This window comes from Saccharopolyspora ipomoeae (genome assembly GCF_029952525.1).
In the GTDB taxonomy this organism is placed as follows: Bacteria; Actinomycetota; Actinomycetes; order Mycobacteriales; family Pseudonocardiaceae; genus Saccharopolyspora; species Saccharopolyspora ipomoeae.
The window spans coordinates 51921-68929 of the sequence record NZ_JASAOF010000019.1; the positions used below are offsets into that span (position 1 = coordinate 51921).

The following is a 17009-nucleotide window of genomic DNA, read 5'->3' on the forward strand; positions in this document are numbered from 1 at the left end:
GCGGGGTCGAGGGCAGGGGACGGTTTTAGTGAGAATCGCCCGGGACCTCGGTGTCGAGATCCCGGGCGATTCTCACTAAAACCGTCCCGCTCCAGGAGCCACCGAACAGCGGGAGCGCCGCGTAGCTCCGGCGATCACCGGGGCATGCGGCGCCAGATCGGTTGGGGGACGTAGTGCATGGCTGCGAAGACCCAGCGGAGGATGCCGGGGACCCAGACGACTCGGCGCCCCTTGTGGAGGGCCTTGTCGGTGGCGTCGGCGACCTGCTCCGGGGTCGACGACCACGGGGCCGGGTCCATGCCGGTGGTCATGCGGCCGATGACGAAGCCCGGGCGGACGATCAGCAGGTCCACGCCGCTGCCGACCAGCGCGTCGGAGAGACCGTTCGCGAAACCGTCGAGGCCCGCCTTGGCCGAGCCGTAGACGTAGTTGGCGCGGCGGACCCGCACGCCCGCGACCGACGAGAACACCACGATCTTGCCGTGGCCCTGCCTGCGCAGCAGGTTCGCCAGGTGGGTGAGGACGTTGACGTGCGCGACGTAGTCGACGTGCACCACGTCGACCGCGTGCGCGGCGTCGTCCTCGGCGCGCTGCTGGTCGCCGAGGATCCCGAAGGAGATCACCGCGGTGCCGATCGGCCCGTGCTTCTGCGCGATGTCGCGCAGCAGGGCCTCGTGGGTGCCCAGCTCGGCGGCGTCGAACTCGACCCGCACGACCTCGGTCGCGCCCGCCTCGCGCAGCACGGCTTCCTCACCGTCGAGGTCCTGCGCGCGCCGGGCCGCGAGGACCACCTTGCCGTTGCCGCGGCGCACCAGGCGCTTCGCGACCTCCAGGCCGATCTCGCTCCGGCCACCCAGGATCAGTACCGCGTCGCTCATCGCGCGCCAGTCTGCCACTGCCCCCGCACGCGCGGGCGCGGCGGGACCCGGTAGCTTGCCGGGCAACGATTTTGCGGTGTTCGAGGTCCGTCCCCAGAGGACTCGGGGACAACACCGGACCGGCTCAGTCGCTCAGCTCACCACCGACAACACCGGTATGGCTGTTTACCCGCCGCAGCCACCGGCATACTGTTGGTACGAGATCGTTCCCCACGAAGCAACCGAGCGGACCCCTCTCATGGCTGACGCACCTCCCCCGCAGATCGACACGACCAAGCCCAGCATCGCGCGGGTCTACGACGCGTTCGTCGGCGGCAAGGACAACTTCGACGTCGACCGCGAGGTGCTGCGGCAGATCCAGCAGCTGGCACCCGAGGCCATCCAGGTCGGCAGGCAGTGCCGGAACTGGCTGATCCGCGTCGTGCGCTTCATGGCGGGCAACGCCGGCATCGACCAGTTCCTCGACCTGGGATCGGGCCTGCCGACGGCGGAGAACACCCACCAGGCGGCGCAGCGGCTCAACCACGAGGCGACGGTCATCTACGTCGACAACGACCCGTCGGTCGCCGCGCACGGGCGCGCGCTGCTGGAGGAGAACGAGTACACGCACTTCGCGGTCGCGGACCTGCGCGATCCCGAGGCGGTGCTGGGCCACGAGTCGGTCCGCAAGTACCTGGACCTGGACCGGCCGGTCGGGTTGATCCACAGCAACACGCTGCACCACGTCACCAACGACGAGAACCCCGCGGCCATCATGCGCACCTACCTCGACGCGCTGGCCTCCGGCTCGTACCTGGCGATCTCGCACCTGCACAACCCGGCCGACGGCAGCTCCCGCGCGAAGCTCGCCGAGGAGTCCGAGGTCAAGTTCAACTCGATGATGGGCAGCTGCTTCTACCGCAGCCGCGACGAGATCCAGGCGCTGTTCGACGGCCTGGAGATGATCGAGCCGGGTCTGGTCCACCTCTTCGACTGGTGGCCGGACGGCCCGCGCCTGACCGAGCCCTCGGACGGCGAGTACAACTTGCTCGGCGGCGTCGCCCGCAAGCCCTGAACCCCGGCGGACCCCGGCGAATCGCGGGGGAATCCGCGAATTCCGGGAACCCCGAGCTCCGGAAGCCGGATTCGAAGGGCGCCTTTGACGGCGGGAGGGGAAGTTTTCATGAAAACTTCCCCCAGAACCCCAAAGGCGCCGCCCGATCACATGGCCTGGCGCTGATCACATGGCCTGGCGCTGATCACATGGCCTGGCGCTGCGTCCAGTGCCGCATCGCGTGCTCGACGAGCGCGATCAGGGTGCGCTTGGTGGATTCCCGATCCCGGGCGTCCACCGGACCGATCGGCACGTCAGGCCCGATCGCCATCGCTTCCCGCACCTGTTCGAGCGAGTGCAGCATCTCGCCGTCGAACATGTTCACGCCCACCAGGTACGGCAGGCCCCGGTCCTCGAAGAAGTCGATCGCCGAGAACGAGTCCGCCAACCGGCGTGTGTCGACCAGCACGACGGCGCCGATGGCACCGCGCACCAGGTCGTCCCACATGAACCAGAACCGCTGCTGCCCGGGGGTTCCGAACAGGTAGAGGATCAGGTCCGAGGCCAGCGAGATGCGGCCGAAGTCCATGGCCACGGTGGTGGTGGTCTTGTTCGGAGTGGCGTCGAGGTTGTCGACGCCCTGGGAAGCCTCCGTCATGACCGCTTCGGTGGTCAGCGGAACGATTTCCGAGACCGAACCGACGAACGTCGTTTTGCCCACACCGAACCCACCCGCGACGACGATCTTCGCCGACGTCGAGCTGGTGCCACCCCGGTTGGCAGCCTCCGGCATGGAGCCGAGCTGGGGCGCGCTATAGCCGACGGAGTCCACTCAAAACCCTTTCCATCAACAGCATGTGTGGTGCGCTACCGCTTTCGCTCACCGTGGTGTGCACGGTAATCAATCCGAGTTCGGCCATGTCGGCCAGCAGTACGCGGGCGACCCCGATCGGCACCGACAGCAATGCTCCCACCTCGGCCACCGATCGCGGTTGCTGGCACAGCTCGGCGATCGACTGGTGCTCCAGCCGGACCGGTGCGCCGGGTCGGTAATTCTCGCCGACCGAAACCAAGGTTTCGATGGCCAGTTCGTAGTTCGACTTCGTCCGGCCGCCGGTCCAGGTGTAGGACCGGATGCTGGAGGCCACAGGGGTTTCCGGCACGGCGTCCGCGGGATCCTGCGACACCGTGCGGGCGCGCTGGTCCGGATCGTCCTCGCGCGAGGAGCCCGATGCCGAGCGCTCGCGGCGCTTGTCGCGCTTGGGCGGCTTGGCGCCGAACGCGAACGCGTTGACGACGTCGGCGAAGGTGTCGTCACCCGAGTTCTGTCGTCTTCGGTCCCGGCGCGGGTTGTCCGAGCGTCTGCTCATCGCGTCCTCACACCAGTTGGCCCGACGCAGCGTTGTTGCTGTTCTGCAGCTGGCTGCGGATCTCCGGGGTGAGCATCTGACCGACGCGCTCGACGAGCATCGTCATCTCGTAGGCGATCAGGCCCATGTCGCACTGGGGAGCGGCGAGCACGGTCAGGCACGAACCGTCGCTGATGCCCATCTGCAGCAGCGTGCCCCGGTCCATCTCCACGATCGTCTGCACGACGCGACCGGCCTCGAAGCACTTCGCCGATCCCTGCGTGAGGCTCAGCAGACCAGAGGCCACGGCGGCGAGCTGGTCGGCACGATCCCGCGGCAGCGTCGCCGACGCGGTGAGCACGATGCCGTCAGCCGAGACCACGATCGCGTGCGCCACTCCCTGCACGCGTTCGGTGAAGTCCGTGATCAGCCAGCCGAACCTGCGGGAAATAGTCTGTGCGCTCATGCAACCTCCTGTTCGTTGCCGAGATGATCACGTGTCTTCTCCAGAGTGTCCACCACTCAGCCCTCGTCGCTCATCCGGTGACGGCCTCGGCTGACACCGCCTTGGAAGTCGGACAACCTGCTGCGCAAGGCGTTCGGATCGCGTTGGAGCCGTCGCGGCTGCCGGGGCTGCTGCGACTGGTCGGACACGCTGCCCGGGACGAGGTTCGCCTTGGGCTTGCGCCGGGGAAGACCGGCGCTGGTGAACGACGTCTCCTGCGGGTTCGCCGCGGCTTCGGCGGCCTCGCGGGCCTTGTCCGCGGCGAAGTCCCAGGCCTGGGCCTCCGCGGTCTGCGGGATCCAGGGCTTGGCCTCGGGCAGCTCGGGCGCCGGCTCGGACGGGTCCGGCGGCCACGCCTTGAAGGCCGAGTCCGGGTCGGTGCTGCCGAACTGGACGCCCCCGCGCGCGATCTGCTTGCTGATGTCCTCGGCGCTGCGTCCCGGCGAGGACTCCTGCGAGGTGCTCCCGACCGGTTCGGCGGGCTTGTTCCGCGGCTTGCGCTGCGGCAGGCCCGAGGAGGTCAGCTGCGGCTCGTCGTCGGCGTCGGCCGACGGTCCCGAGGTGAACAGCGCGGAGTCGCCGTCCTTGGTCTCGGGCCAGTGGAACTCGCCGGTCTCCGACACCGAGTCGGAGGCGGCGGGCATGAACCACTGCCCCGCCAGGTCGTTGCGCACCGGCTCGGGCGCGGGTTCCGGTGCCTCCTCGGCCGCGGGCTGGTCGTAGTCCAGGGAGGAGCCGAAGAAGCTGCTGGTCGGCGCGTCCTCCCCGCCCGCGGGGGCGAAGAAGTCGTTCGACTGGCCGCCGGCCGGTTCGAAGAAGCCCGTCCCGTCGAACTGGCCGGAGTTCTCACCCTGGTCCTGCGGGAAGATCGGCTCGAACAGGCTCGTCGGCTGGTTGGCGTTGTCGTACTCCGGGCTCCCGAAGTCCTGGGCCCCGATGTCCTGACCGCCGAAGTCCTGACCGCTGAAGTCGTGCGCGCCCGAGTCCTGGGTGCCGGGGTCCTGGGCGAACGACGGTTCCTGGGTCTGCCAGCCGCCGTCCTCCGGGCGGTTCCGGTCGGGCCTGCGCTGCGGCAGCGGAGATCCGGCCCCGGCGAGCGATCCGGCACCGGGGAACGTGCCCGGGTTGTGCAGACCGGGCAGCGAGTGGCCGTTGACCTGCGCGGGCTGCGCCGACGGCGGCATCTGCGACGGCCCCGGCTGGGCCGAGACCACGTGCTCGGCGGGCACCAGCACGGTGGCGCGCACGCCTTCGACATCGGGACCGCCGTGCAGCTCGACGCTGATGCCGTGCCGGGCGGCCAGGCGCCCGGCCACGAACAGGCCCATCCGGCGCGAGGTCGAGATGTCGTCCTCGGCGACGCGGGCGAGCCGCTCGTTGGCCTCGGCCAGGTCTTCGTCGCCCATGCCGATGCCGTTGTCGAGGATGTCGAGCACGACGGTGCCGTCGCCGGACTGGTAGCTGGAGACCGTGACGACGGTGTCCGGCGCGGAGAAGTTCGCGCCGTTGTCCATCAGCTCGGCGGTCAGCCGCACCAGGTCGCTGGCGGTGTTGCCGCGCAGCTTCACCGACGGGGTCGGCTGCACCGCGATCCGCGGGTACTGCTCGATCTCCGAGACCGCCGAGCGCAGCACGTCGGCGAGGTCGGTGGGCTGGGTGAAGCGGCGGGCCAGGTCGCTGCCGGACAGAACCATGAGGTTCTCGTTGTTCCGGCGCATCCGGGTCGCGAGGTTGTCCAGCTGGAACAGCCGGGACAGCTGGTCGGGGTCTTCCTCGTCCTGCTCCAGCTCCTCGAACAGGCGCAGCTGGCGCTCCAGCAGGGCCTGGCTGCGGCGGGAGACGCTGACGAACGCGTCGCTGTAGCCGCGGCGCAGGTCGGCCTGCTCGACGGCCAGGCGCAGCGCCTGCCGGTTGACCTCGTCGAAGGCCCGCGCCACCTGGCCGACCTCCTCGGTGGTGGTCACCGGCAGCGGCGGCACCTCGGCTTCGGCGCCCTTGCCCTCGCGGACCGCGGTGACGGCTTGGGGCAGGTCGTACTCGGCGGCGTCGAGCGCGCCGATCCGCAGTTCGCGCAGCGAGCCGAGCAGCTGGCGGGTGATCATGATGATCACGCCGGCGGCGGCGATCAGCGAGGCCAGCAGCAGCACCGAGTCCCACCCCGCGCGGTCGCTGGCGTCGTCGGCGAGGCCCTGGGCGATCGAGCGGATCTCGACGGCGAGCTCGCCGCGGCCGCCTTCGATGGTGGCCGCCGAGCCGTCGCTGGAGCTGTTCCAGGCCTCGCGGCTGACGGAGAAGCCGCCGCTGGACACGTCGTCGGTGCTCTCGCTGATGATCGCGCCGAGCATCTGGTTGCGCTGCACGATCGCCGGGACCTGCAGCTGCTGCTGGAGGCGCTGCTGCCAGTGCTTGGCCACACCGGAACCGGCGTCGTTGATCTTGGACAGCAGCCGGGCGCGCGACCCGGACAGGTTGTCGAGCGTGGCGGCGTCCAGCGAGCCCTCGTCCAGCCCGGACAGCACCAGGGACTGCTGCAGCCGGACCTCTTCGGTCAGACCGAGCAGGTCGGTCATGGCGGTCGCGCTCGACGAGATCCGGGGGTCGGCGACGCTGGTGGTCAGCGCGCGGTCCAGCGCCAGCGCGGCGCGCACGGCCTGGCTGTAGGCGCCGATGGCCTGCACGGCGGTGACCCGGTGGGCCTGCACCCCGGCCCGGACCGCGCCGAGGGCGTCCAGCGCCCGGCGGGTCTCGTTGAACCGCTCACCGACGACGTCGGTGTAGACGTCGTTGTCGGTGATGACGCCGCGCAGGTCCTCGGCGGCCTTGTCGGTGGCCTTGGCCTGGTCGGTGAAGGCGCCGATCCGGCCGTCGCCGACCAGCGAGTCCACGGCGTGGTTGCGCTCCTGCTGCAGACCGCTGAGCAGCGGCTCCACCTGCTTCTCGGCGTCGAGCACCTGGGCGACCCGGCCGTACTCGTCGGCCTGCTCCACCTGCCACTGGATCTGCCCGACACCGAGAGTGATGGCGAACAGGACGGGCACCAGAACGACGGCGGCCAGCTTCGTGGGCAGCGACCAGTTGCGCCACTGCAGGAAGCCGGCGGGCCGCCGGTCCCCGCTCACGAGCGCACTCCCCGTGCGTCTCCGCGCTGGTCAAGCAGGCGTGTCGAACTAGGCGTAGGCGAACGGCGCATGCGTGCGGTCCCGCAATCGTCGTGCTGATGGTCAGGGGTGAAAGGCGGGCATGCGGGGAGGGCACGACGCCGGGGAACCAACTGAGGACTCCACGACTTCGAGATCTTGTCGATACTCAGCGTCACCGATGGCTTCCCCGGCCGGCACATTCCGGACACTGGTATCGAACCGTGACCCTTCCCGTTCGCACGACTACCTCTCAGTGCCCAAGCACTATATGCCCCCTGCGCAAGGAAAGCACCGGGGGCTTTTTCGCAATGTGCTACGCCAATCAGGCGAGATCACGCCGAGTGTCCGATCAGTTCGGGAGCGCTTCACGCAATTTCACCCGTTCGGACTAAAAGGAGGCCGGAACTCTTCTCCGGAAGACGATGTAACGCCTGGTCAGCGACTTTCGATCTTGAAGCCGTAGGGCGCTGACCTGGCCTTACCCGCCGGTAACCGAGAGTTGCCCACCCGTCGCGGCCTGTCGGCCCCGCTCCTGCTCAGACGGGTGAAATGGAAGTTGGCAGGTGGCCCTCCCCACAGTGTCGATAGAGGTAGAACAGTGGTAATAATTGCCCGCCTCGGCCAGCTCGGCGACCCCGGCAGGCACACCCTGAAGTCCAGGAAGGATGCATGAGCAACGCAACGCAATCCGCGCTGCGCGGTTCCCCCCGCGAGCCCGGAAATCAACGCGCGGCGTTCGGCGGAATCGAGAAGAGCGCGGTTCGCACAACCGCCGACCGGCCCGATTTCACCGCTATCCAGCAGAGCGCCGAATTCCGCAGCCTCCGCCGTCGACTTAAATGGTTCGTTTTCCCCGCGACGGCGTTTTTCCTGATCTGGTACATGAGCTACGTGGTCGCCGCGGCGTACTTCCCCGAGGAGCTGGCGCGCACCGTCTACGGCGAGGTCAACGTCGGACTGCTGCTCGGCATCGGGCAGTTCGTCACCACCGTCGGGCTGACCACCCTCTACGTCCGGTTCGCCCGCCGCCACATCGATCCGCGCGTCGACGAGATCCGCGAGCAGGCCGGAGAGTTCGACCGATGAACCTTGCCCAGAACACCGTCATCCCCGACGACAGCGTGATCATCAACACCAGCGTCTTCGCGGCGTTCGTGCTCATCACGCTGTTCATCGTCTACCGCGTCAGCAGCCGGGGCACCGCGGGCGACTACTTCGTCGCGGGCAGCGCCTTCAGCGGTGTGCAGAACGGCGTGGCGCTGTCCGGCGACTACCTGTCCGCCGCGTCCTTCCTCGGCATCGCAGGGGCCATCGCCATCTACGGCTACGACGGCTTCCTCTACAGCATCGGCTTCCTGGTCGCCTGGCTGGTCAACCTGCTGCTGCTCGCCGAGCGCACCCGCAACACCGGCCGCTTCACGATGGGCGACGTGCTCAGCTTCCGGATGAAGCAGCGCCCGGTCCGCGCCGCGGCCGCGACCTCCACGCTGGCCATCACCATCATGTACATGATCGCCCAGATCGCCGGTGCCGGCGGCCTGGTCGCGCTGCTGCTCAACGTGCACGGCCACTTCGGCCAGATGCTGGTGATGGCGGGCGTCGGCGCGGTCATGATGGTCTACGTGCTGGTGGGCGGCATGAAAGGCACCACGTGGGTGCAGATCATCAAGGCCACCATGCTCGTGCTGTGCGCCGTGCTGATCACGATCTTCCTGCTCGGCAAGTTCAGCTACAGCATGACCGAGCTGCTGCGCGCCGCCGCGGACAACAACCCGAACGGCCGTGCGATCTTCGCGCCCGGTGCCCAGTACGGCAAGTCCGACATGACCAAGCTGGACTTCATCTCGCTGTCGCTGGCTCTGGTGCTGGGCGTCGGCGGCCTGCCGCACGTGCTGATGCGCTTCTACACCGTGCCCAACGCGCGCGAGGCGCGGCGTTCGGTGGTGTGGGCGACCTGGACGATGGCGATCTTCTACATGTGCACGCTGATCATCGGCTACGGCGCGAGCGCCCTGGTCGGCACCGACGCGATCCTGGCCGCGCCGGGCGCGGAGAACTCCGCCGCGCCGCTGCTGGCCTACGAGATCGGCGGCACCGTGCTGCTGGGCATCATCTCGGCAGTCGCCTTCGCGACGATCCTGGCGGTGGTCGCGGGCCTGACGCTGACCGCGTCGGCCTCGTTCGCGCACGACGTCTACGCGAGCGTGGTGCGCGGCGGTGAGGTCGACTCCGATCGCGTGGTGTGGGTGGCGCGCGTGACGGCGCTGGTCATCGGTGCCGCGTCGATCCTCGGCGGCATCCTGGTGATCGGGCAGAACGTGGCGTTCCTGGTCGGACTGGCGTTCGCCTTCGCCGCCTCGGCGAACCTGTCGACGCTGCTGTACACGCTGTTCTGGAAGCGGTTCAACACCACCGGCACGCTGTGGGGCATCTACAGCGGTCTGATCTCCTGCCTGCTGCTGGTGATCTTCTCGCCGGTCGTGTCGGGCGCGGAGGACTCGATCATCCCGAGCGTGGACTTCGCGTTCTTCCCGCTGAAGAACCCGGGCATCGTCTCGATCCCGATCTCGTTCCTGTTCGCCGCCATCGGCACGTTCGTCGGCAAGCCGGAGCAGGACGCCGAACGCCAGGCCGAGATGGAGGTCCGCTCCCTCACCGGAATCGGCTCGCGCACCGGCTGACCTGCGCGGATGCACCTCGGAGGGCGCCAGGGGACCACGTGTTCCCCTGGCGCCCTCCGCCGTTGCGCAACGCATCGGCCCCGGCCGAGGGCTCACTCACCAGAGGGGTTGGCGAACGCCTCCCGAACGCTGCGCGTCACCGGCTTTCGTGACTGTTCCGCACGAATTCGCCTTACCCGATCGGATACTGCTGTCCTCCGGTTCCGATCCATAAACTGGGAATCGGCCCGACCAGCAACACTCCTCGCCGAAAATCCGGTCGAGAAAACGAACTGGGCGGGCCGTGGGGGTTCGTGATGATGCGCAAGCTTCGGAACTACCTGTTAGGCGTGGCGGTGGCCGCGATGGTGCCCATAACCGGGCTCGGAACCCACGTCGCGACCATCGCCCTCGAAATCAGGGACGCCCTGGTCCAGGCCGCGCACGCGGCCCCTGAGCAGGACAGGACCGACTTCCTCGCCTTCGGGACCCGGATCCGCTCCGAACCCGGCACCGCATCGTCGGTGCGCGGCATCGGAAATCCGGGCGACACCGCGACGATTCACCGCCGCGTGGTCGGCGAGAACATCGTGTGCGATGACGGTCGAACGTTGTCCGAATGGGTCAACGTCACCAACGAACGCAGCCACGTCTCAGGATTCGTGAGCAGCTGCTTCATCTAGGAATTGTTGTTTCGAGTGCGGGACTCGGCTCGCACCGCTGAGCAAAGCGGTCCCACACCGCGTTCGTCAGCTCACCGCGGCGGCTGCGGCTCTTCCGGCTTGCCTTCCGGAGAAGAGGCAGCCGCCGAGGAAGGTGCCTTCCAGTGCTCGGTAGCCGTGCACGCCGCCGCCTCCGAAACCGGCGACCTCGCCTGCCGCGTAGAGCCCTTCGACCGGCCGCACGCCGTCGGTGAGCACCCGCCCGTCCAGGTCGGTCTCCAGGCCGCCGAGGGTCTTGCGGGTCAGCAGGTTGAGCTTCACCGCGATCAGCGGCCCGGCCGCCGGGTCCAGCAGGCGGTGCGGTTCGGCGACCCGGATCAGCTTGTCCACCGCGTAGCGGCGGGCTTCCCGGATCGCGTTGACCTGCAGGTCCTTTCCGAGCCCGGAGGCCACCTGGCGGTCGCGCTCGACGATGGTGCGCTCCAGCTGCGCGGCGTCGATGTGGCCGTCGCCGAGCCGGTTCATGGCCTCGGCGAGCTCGGCCACGCCGTTGCGGACGATGAAGTCCTCGCCGCGGCGGACGAACTCCATCACCGGTCCGGGTGTCGCCCCGCCGCCGCGTTGCAGCAGCTGGCGGACGCTGCGGCCGGTCAGGTCGGGGTTCTGCTCGGAGCCCGACAGCGCGAACTCACGGCTGATGATCTTGCGGTTGAGCACGAACCAGGTGTGCTCGTGGCCGGTGCGCACGATGTGCTCCAGCGTGCCCAGGGTGTCGAAACCGGGGAACAGCGGTGCGGGCAGCCGGTTGCCGTTGGCGTCCAGCCACAGCGACGACGGTCCGGGCAGGATGCGGATGCCGTGCTTGGACCACACCGGGGCGTAGTTGCGGATTCCCTCGGTGTAGTGCCACATCCGGTCCGGGTTGATGACCCGGCCACCGGTCTTGGCGACCACTTCGAGCATCCGCCCGTCGACGTGGTCGGGCACCCCGGCGATCATGTTCTTCGGCGGCTTTCCCAGGCGCTTCGGCCAGTTCTTGCGCACCAGCGGGAGGTTTCCGCCGATGCCGCCGGAGGTGACCACGACCGCCTGCGAGGCGAGTTCGAAGTCGCCCTTGGCCTTGCGCGGTGTCGGCCGGCCGCGTTCGGCGTCGCTGGGGATGAGCACCTTGCCGCGCACGCCGGTGACGGCTCCGTCGGTGGTCACGAGTTCGGTGACGCGGTGCCGGAATCGCAGCTCGACGAGACCCGCGGCCTCGGCGGCGCGGACCCGGCGCAGGAACGGTTCGAGCACACCGGGCCCGGTGCCCCAGGTGATGTGGAAGCGCGGCACCGAGTTGCCGTGGCCGCAGGCGAGATAACCACCGCGCTCGGCCCACTGCACGAGCGGGAAGAACTTCACGCCCTGCGCGGTCATCCAGGCCCGCTTCTCACCGGAGGCGAAGTCGACGTAGGCCTCGGCCCACTTGCGCGGCCAGTGGTCCTCGTCGCGGTCGAAGGCGGCGGTGCCCATCCAGTCCTGCAGCGCCAGCTCGTGCGAGTCGCGCACCCCGAGCCTGCGCTGCTCCGGCGAGTCGACCAGGAACAACCCGCCGAAGGACCAGTGCGCCTGGCCGCCGAGCGAGGCCTCGGGCTCCTGGTCGACGAGCACCACCCGGCGACCGGCATCGGCCAGTTCCGCGGTGGCGACCAGGCCCGCCAGGCCCGCTCCCACCACGATCACATCAGCGTCCAGCGCCATCGCCGACCTCCGTTATTACCGACGGGTAGTGAGGGACTTTATACCTCAATCGTGGTGTATCCGGCAGGGATGGCGAGTCGATCGATCGCCGAATCAGAATGCGCTTCCACGCCTGCGAATCCACCCGTAGGTGGTGTATCCACCGAATTCGCTGGAAACGGGTGGACGGCCCCGCCAATCTTTCCTCAGCGCGGCGGACGACGTCGCGATCGGATCGAAACCCCCGCATCGAGAGGAATTTCCGCCATGCCCAGCCACGCCCTCGCCCACCGGTTCCGACCGTCCTTCGCGCTCGCCCTGGCGCTCGCGGTGGCGCTGTCACTGGCCGCGCTGCTCACCGGCCCGACGGCCGACGCGACCGAGAGCCGGTGCGCCGCAGGCTCTTTCTGCGTCTGGCCGGAACCCGGGTTCGGCGGCGAGACGCGCGAGCTCACCTTGCGCGCCACCGGCATCGAGCAGTGCGTCGCGCTCGAAACCGGTTGGGAAGCCAAGTCCTTCGCCAACAGCACCGGCCATCCGGTGACCGTGTACCAGGACCCGCACTGCGACGAGGAGGCCGATTTCGACACGCACCCAACGGGTTCGCAGACCCCGCAGGCCGAGTACGTCGCGCGGGCCATCAAGGTCTGGACTCACTGACGCGACGTCGCGGCCAGCCCTCGCACCAGTTCCAGGAGTCGTTCGGCGGAGTTGTGCCAGGTGAACTTCGCCGCCTGGGTCAGGGCCGCCGCGACGAGGTCGGCGCGCACCGCGTCGTCCTCCAACGATCGCACGGCATCGGCGAAGTCCTTCGGCCTCCCCGAGCCGAAGAACCGCGCGTGCCCGCCGGTGACCTCGTGGAAGATCTCCAGATCGCTGCAGACCACCGGTGTCCCCGCGTTCATCGCCTCGATGACCGGCAACCCGAAACCCTCGTCCCGCGACGCCGTCACCAGCGCGCTCGCCCGAGCCAGCAGCCGCTGGTAGTCGTCCTCCCCGATCCCCCGCCAGAACACCACGTCCGCCCCCGGCGGCACCTGCTCGACCAGCTCGGCCTCGCGCTGCGGCGCGATCCGGCTGACCAGGTGCAGTCGGTATCCCGGGAGGAAAGCCATGCCCGCCAGCAGCGTTTCGACGTCCTTGTACGGCATGAACGAACCCATGTACACGAGCTCGCGCGGCCCGCCGGCCGGAGCGTCCGGTACGTCCTGCTCGGGCTGTTGCTGGGGCGCGTTGGGCACCACCGCGACCGGCCTGCGGGTCAGGCGGTGGCGCTGGATGAGCCGCCGCGTGGTCTCGCTGACGGTCACCACGGCGTCGGCCCGGTTGAGCATGACGCGCTGCGGCCAGAAGGCCTTGTGGTACAGCCGCCAGGCGACCTTCACCGGCTTCGGCAGGAACCCCGGCGGTTCCGGGTGCCGGTAGTAGATGAGGTCGTGCAGCGTGAGCACCAGCCGGTAGTCGCGCCGGAAGCCACCGATGATCTGCAGCGGGCTGAACACCACGTCGGCCCCGAGCCGGTTCAGGGTGCGCGAGACCCACAGCTCGCGCGGCGAGAACGGGCTGTTGATCAGCACGTGGGGAACGCCGTCGGGCAGCAGCTCCAGCTGCCGCTCGTCGTGGATCAGCATCGTCACGGGATGCAGCCGGTGCAGGGCCTCGACGAGGCTCGCGCCGTAGCGGCTGATGCCGTCGTGCTGATCGGTGCGCGTCCAGCGCGCGTCGACCACGAGGTTCATCGCTGCTGCTCCGGGATCCCGGGAGCGCCGCGATCCGCGCGGTTGAGGAACCGCTGGATCTCGACCGCCGCGGCGTCGGGGGTCTCGTAGTGCACCAGGTGCCCCACGTCGGAGATCACCACGAGCTCGGCATCGGGCAGGCGTTCAGCCAGCGCGCGCTGCCCGGGCAGCGGAGCGATCTCGTCGTGCTCCCCGGCCACCAGCAGCACCGGCATCCGCAGCTGGTCGGCGTAGTCGGTCACGGTGTGCGTCACCGACGCCTGGAACGACTGGTTGACCACGGCGGGCGAGTGGAAGCGGCTGAAGTGCCGCAGGTGGTTGTCGTCGATGAACCCGCGCAGCTTCTTGTCCCTGGTTCGGGTCATCGCCCGGCTGGCCGCCAGCACCACCCAGCGGTTGGTCAGCAGCGACCGCCCGGCGCGGGAGGGCAGCCGTTCCCCGAGCGAGTAGTAGGCGGCGGTCAGCCCGGCCACCGCGGCGTGCGGTCCGCGCAGCGCGGACTGCGCGATGGGATTGATCAGCACCAGCCGACGGATCAGCGACGGGCGCATCGCCGCCAGACGGGAGGACACGATCGAACCGAAGGAGTGCCCGATCAGCACGATCGGATGCTCGGCCGCACCGAGCCGGTCGAGCAGCTCGACGAGGGCCTCGGCGTAGCCGGTGACGTCGTGCTTGCCCGCCATCGGCCCGGAGTCCCCGAACCCGGGCAGGTCCGGGATCACGACGCGACGCCCCTCCAGACCTGCGGCGATGAGCTCCAGGCCGTGGTGCGTGCCGCGCAGCCCGTGCACGAGCAGCACCGTCTCGACCGAGGAGCCCAGCTCCTCGCGGTAGACCCAGTAGTGCAGGTCGGAGCCGTTGATCCGAGCTACACGCTCCGCTGGGTGCAGATCAGGAAGGCTCATGGTCAGCTCGCCAGCTCGGTGCTGATCTCGTCGAGCTCGACGGCGCTGTTCGGGTCGATCACGTGGTGGTACAGCGACTCGAACCGGCCGAGGATCTGGTCGATGTCGTGCCGCGCGACCAGCCGCTGGCTGGCCTGGCCCATCCTGTCGATGGTGGCGCGGTCGTCGAGCACGTCGTCGATCGCCGCGGCCAGGGCGTGCACGTCGCGCGGCGCGTACAGCCAGCCGTTCTCGCCCGGGCGGCACAGGTGTGGCAGGGCCATCGCGTTGGCGAGCACGACCGGCGTGCCCGCCGACATGGCCTCCATCGTGGCCAGGCTCTGCAGCTCGGCGATGCTGGGCATGCAGAACAGGTCGGCGCGGGCGTAGGCCTCCAGCAGCTCCTCGTCGCTGAGGAAGCCGTGGAAGTGCACCCGCTCGGCGATGCCGAGCTCGGTGGCGAGCTGCTCGAAGGCCTCGCGGCGAGCGCCGTTGCCGACGATCTCCAGGCGGGTCTCGGCCTCGGTGCGCAGCAGCGACATGGCGCGCAGCAGGTCGTCGATGTGCTTCTCCTCGTCGAGCCTGCCGACGAACAGCACGGTCCGCGGCCGCGGGTCCGGGTTCTGCTCGCGGAAGCGCTCGGCCGGGACGCGGTAGCGCTCGACGTCGATGCCGCAGGAGACCGGCAGCGCGGTGCGGTCGAAGCCGTTGTCCTGCAGCAGCTGCACGGCGCGCGGCGTGGGCGCCGTGACGATCTGCGCCTTGCGGTAGTGCTTGACCAGGTTGTGCCAGAGCAGGCGCCCGGCGGCGTTCTGCAGGAACGGGGGGATCTTGAAGTAGCCGAAGATGTTCTCCGGCATGAAGTGATTGGTGGCCACCAGCCCGATGCCGCGCCGGCGGGCGGAGTCGATCAGGCCGCGGCAGATGAAGAAGTGCGACTGCACGTGCACGATGTCGGGCTGGATCTCCTCCAGCAGCGCGTCGGCCTGCCCCGCCTGCCACGGCATCAGGCCGCGGATCGTCGGGTGGAAGGGCGAGCTGTAGGAGCCGACCCGGTGCACCAGCACGCCGTCCTCGACCTCGGTGCGCGGCTCACGGGTGTCGGAGTGGCACACCACGTGCACCTCGTGCCCGCGGGCGGACAGGCCCGTGGCCAGCCGGTGCCCGAAGTTGGCGGCACCGTTGACGTGCGGCGGGTAGGTGGTCGCACCGACCACGATCCGCAGCGGGCGCCTGCGCGACGGTTGCGAAGTCAAGAGGAACTCCCGTTAGGACGAGGGGACGTGCGGTGTCCGGCGGTACCGGCGGGAACTTCGTTCGCGGACCCGGTGGTGGGCCCGGTGGTGGGTGCTGGCGTGGCCGTGCGATCCCCGGGCGGGGCCACTTCCAGCGTCTCCGACGTGCTGCGTTCGGTGGTGTCGGGGTGGTGGCGGGCCAGGGCGAACACCCCGGCGCAGGCCACCAGGGCGCACAGCGCCTCGGCGGCGGCGACCCAGCCGCTGACGTGGTCGGCCTCGCCGAGCAGGCCGATGCCCAGGCCCACGGCCACCAGCGGGTCGATGACGGTCAGGCACGCCACGACCAGGTCGGGCGGGCCGCTGGCGTAGCCGTGCTGCAGCAGCCAACCGCCCACCACCATCGCGACCGCGATGCCGAGCACGGACAGGAGGTTGATCGCCAGCAGGTCCCCGGTGCCGACCTGCTGGGCCACGGCGCGGGCCATCAGCGACACGTACCCGTAGGCCACGGCGCAGCCGGCGGCGAAGAGCACGCAGCGCACCTTCGAGCGGGTCGCGGCGGCGACGAGGCCGATCAGCAGCACCGCCACGGCCACGATCTGGGTGGCGGTGAACTGGTCGTCCTCGCCGACCGGGGTGGGCGTGGCGCTGCCGGCGGCCAGCAGCACGAACACCGCCAGGCCACCGGTCGCGGCCAGCACCGCCAGCACCATGCTGGGGTGCACATCGCGCCGGGTGTAGCCCTGCTCGCGCAGGTTGAGCAGCACGGTGATCGGCAGGGCGAGCACGCCGATCGGCTGCACCACGCTCAGCGGGGCAAGACCCAGCGCGCTCACGTGCAGCGCGGCGCCGCTGCCCAGGGCCGCGAGTCCGGCGAGCCAGCGCGGGTTGCGCACGAGCTGGGCCTGACTGCGCAGCCCGAGGCCGCCACCGGCCATCGTGGCGTGCACGGCCGCGTGCTGCAGCCGCGCTCCGAAGGCGTATCCGCAGGCGCCCAGCGCCGCCAGCACCACCGCAAGTGCGGTCATCGCGGATCACGCCCTAGCGCGCGTTGCATGACACCCTGTCCGTCCACACCGCTCAATCTCGCGTCTCGCGAGCCCGGCTCGCATCCGGGGCCGGACCCCCAATTTCCCTGAGGCCATCGGGCCCCGCACCTCAGCGGCCGACCTCGGCCGCGCTCCGCCGCCGCGCCACGC

The 17009-nt window shown here is 69.6% G+C and carries 15 protein-coding genes; 5 read left to right on the forward strand and 10 right to left on the reverse strand.

Going from position 1 to position 17009, the window contains the following annotated elements:
• Positions 1-134: 134 nt before the first annotated feature.
• The gene (gene dprE2 / locus QFW96_RS23375; RefSeq protein WP_281457862.1) at positions 135-878 is read right to left on the reverse strand and encodes a decaprenylphospho-beta-D-erythro-pentofuranosid-2-ulose 2-reductase; all 744 of its coding nucleotides are present in this window, start codon (positions 876-878) and stop codon (positions 135-137) included.
• 238 nt (positions 879-1116) lie between these two features.
• On the opposite strand from dprE2, the gene QFW96_RS23380 reads away from it, so the two are divergent.
• Positions 1117-1932, forward strand: a complete 816-nt coding sequence (locus QFW96_RS23380) for an SAM-dependent methyltransferase (RefSeq protein ID WP_281457863.1) — start codon at positions 1117-1119, stop codon at positions 1930-1932.
• 184 nt (positions 1933-2116) lie between these two features.
• Here QFW96_RS23380 and QFW96_RS23385 read toward each other — a convergent pair whose 3' ends face one another.
• Genes QFW96_RS23385 through QFW96_RS23400 form a run of 4 tightly spaced genes read right to left on the reverse strand, consistent with a single transcriptional unit; the run spans position 2117 to position 6884 of the window.
• Complete coding sequence (locus QFW96_RS23385; protein ID WP_281457864.1) at positions 2117-2743, reverse strand: GTP-binding protein; 627 nt, start codon at positions 2741-2743, stop codon at positions 2117-2119.
• Positions 2724-3281, reverse strand: coding sequence for a DUF742 domain-containing protein (locus QFW96_RS23390; protein ID WP_281457865.1), 558 nt, complete (start codon positions 3279-3281; stop codon positions 2724-2726). Before QFW96_RS23390 ends, QFW96_RS23385 begins: the two co-directional genes overlap by 20 nt.
• A gap of 7 nt (positions 3282-3288) precedes the next feature.
• Positions 3289-3726: a roadblock/LC7 domain-containing protein gene (locus QFW96_RS23395; RefSeq protein ID WP_281457866.1), complete on the reverse strand. Its 438-nt coding sequence runs from the start codon at positions 3724-3726 to the stop codon at positions 3289-3291.
• 56 nt (positions 3727-3782) lie between these two features.
• Complete coding sequence (locus tag QFW96_RS23400; protein WP_281457867.1) at positions 3783-6884, reverse strand: sensor histidine kinase; 3102 nt, start codon at positions 6882-6884, stop codon at positions 3783-3785.
• A 690-nt stretch (positions 6885-7574) separates the two neighbouring features.
• Here QFW96_RS23400 and QFW96_RS23405 point away from each other — a divergent pair.
• The 3 genes from QFW96_RS23405 (at position 7575) to QFW96_RS23415 (ending at position 10248) form a co-directional block, all read left to right on the forward strand.
• Positions 7575-7991, forward strand: coding sequence for a DUF485 domain-containing protein (locus QFW96_RS23405; RefSeq protein WP_281457868.1), 417 nt, complete (start codon positions 7575-7577; stop codon positions 7989-7991).
• A complete protein-coding gene (locus QFW96_RS23410; RefSeq protein ID WP_281457869.1) occupies positions 7988-9586 on the forward strand; it encodes a solute symporter family protein in 1599 nt (532 codons plus the stop codon). Before QFW96_RS23405 ends, QFW96_RS23410 begins: the two co-directional genes overlap by 4 nt.
• A 293-nt stretch (positions 9587-9879) precedes the next feature.
• Entirely contained in the window at positions 9880-10248 is a 369-nt protein-coding gene (locus tag QFW96_RS23415; protein WP_281457870.1) for a hypothetical protein, read from the forward strand.
• Positions 10249-10314: 66 nt separating this feature from the next.
• On the opposite strand, the gene QFW96_RS23420 is transcribed toward QFW96_RS23415, so the two are convergent.
• Positions 10315-11967 carry an FAD-binding dehydrogenase gene (locus QFW96_RS23420; protein ID WP_281457871.1) on the reverse strand — a complete coding sequence of 551 codons (1653 nt, stop codon included), beginning with the start codon at positions 11965-11967 and terminating at the stop codon, positions 10315-10317.
• Positions 11968-12213: 246 nt separating this feature from the next.
• Here QFW96_RS23420 and QFW96_RS23425 point away from each other — a divergent pair, with 246 nt between their 5' ends.
• Positions 12214-12606 (forward strand): peptidase inhibitor family I36 protein, encoded by a 393-nt coding sequence (locus QFW96_RS23425; protein WP_281457872.1) that lies wholly within the window; start codon positions 12214-12216, stop codon positions 12604-12606.
• Here QFW96_RS23425 and QFW96_RS23430 read toward each other — a convergent pair.
• From QFW96_RS23430 to QFW96_RS23445, 4 genes are read right to left on the reverse strand one after another with little or no spacing between them, the layout of a single operon-like run.
• A complete protein-coding gene (locus QFW96_RS23430) occupies positions 12600-13685 on the reverse strand; it encodes a glycosyltransferase family 4 protein (protein WP_281457873.1) in 1086 nt (361 codons plus the stop codon). The genes QFW96_RS23425 and QFW96_RS23430 overlap by 7 nt on opposite strands.
• Positions 13682-14593: an alpha/beta fold hydrolase gene (locus QFW96_RS23435; RefSeq protein WP_281457874.1), complete on the reverse strand. Its 912-nt coding sequence runs from the start codon at positions 14591-14593 to the stop codon at positions 13682-13684. Before QFW96_RS23435 ends, QFW96_RS23430 begins: the two co-directional genes overlap by 4 nt.
• A gap of 2 nt (positions 14594-14595) precedes the next feature.
• Positions 14596-15828, reverse strand: a complete 1233-nt coding sequence (locus QFW96_RS23440; protein WP_281457875.1) for a glycosyltransferase — start codon at positions 15826-15828, stop codon at positions 14596-14598.
• The gene (locus QFW96_RS23445) at positions 15825-16838 is read right to left on the reverse strand and encodes a DMT family protein (protein ID WP_281457876.1); all 1014 of its coding nucleotides are present in this window, start codon (positions 16836-16838) and stop codon (positions 15825-15827) included. Before QFW96_RS23445 ends, QFW96_RS23440 begins: the two co-directional genes overlap by 4 nt.
• Between the last annotated feature and the right edge of the window lie 171 nt (positions 16839-17009).

Coding starts and splice junctions, on each gene's coding strand:
- QFW96_RS23430 (WP_281457873.1), bottom strand. CDS start 13,685: ATGAACCTCGTGGTCGACGCGCGCTGGACGCGCACCGATCAGCACGAC.
- QFW96_RS23420 (WP_281457871.1), bottom strand. CDS start 11,967: ATGGCGCTGGACGCTGATGTGATCGTGGTGGGAGCGGGCCTGGCGGGC.
- QFW96_RS23390 (WP_281457865.1), bottom strand. CDS start 3,281: ATGAGCAGACGCTCGGACAACCCGCGCCGGGACCGAAGACGACAGAAC.
- QFW96_RS23435 (WP_281457874.1), bottom strand. CDS start 14,593: ATGAGCCTTCCTGATCTGCACCCAGCGGAGCGTGTAGCTCGGATCAAC.
- QFW96_RS23425 (WP_281457872.1), top strand. CDS start 12,214: ATGCCCAGCCACGCCCTCGCCCACCGGTTCCGACCGTCCTTCGCGCTC.
- QFW96_RS23405 (WP_281457868.1), top strand. CDS start 7,575: ATGAGCAACGCAACGCAATCCGCGCTGCGCGGTTCCCCCCGCGAGCCC.
- QFW96_RS23380 (WP_281457863.1), top strand. CDS start 1,117: ATGGCTGACGCACCTCCCCCGCAGATCGACACGACCAAGCCCAGCATC.
- QFW96_RS23445 (WP_281457876.1), bottom strand. CDS start 16,838: ATGACCGCACTTGCGGTGGTGCTGGCGGCGCTGGGCGCCTGCGGATAC.
- QFW96_RS23395 (WP_281457866.1), bottom strand. CDS start 3,726: ATGAGCGCACAGACTATTTCCCGCAGGTTCGGCTGGCTGATCACGGAC.
- dprE2 (WP_281457862.1), bottom strand. CDS start 878: ATGAGCGACGCGGTACTGATCCTGGGTGGCCGGAGCGAGATCGGCCTG.
- QFW96_RS23410 (WP_281457869.1), top strand. CDS start 7,988: ATGAACCTTGCCCAGAACACCGTCATCCCCGACGACAGCGTGATCATC.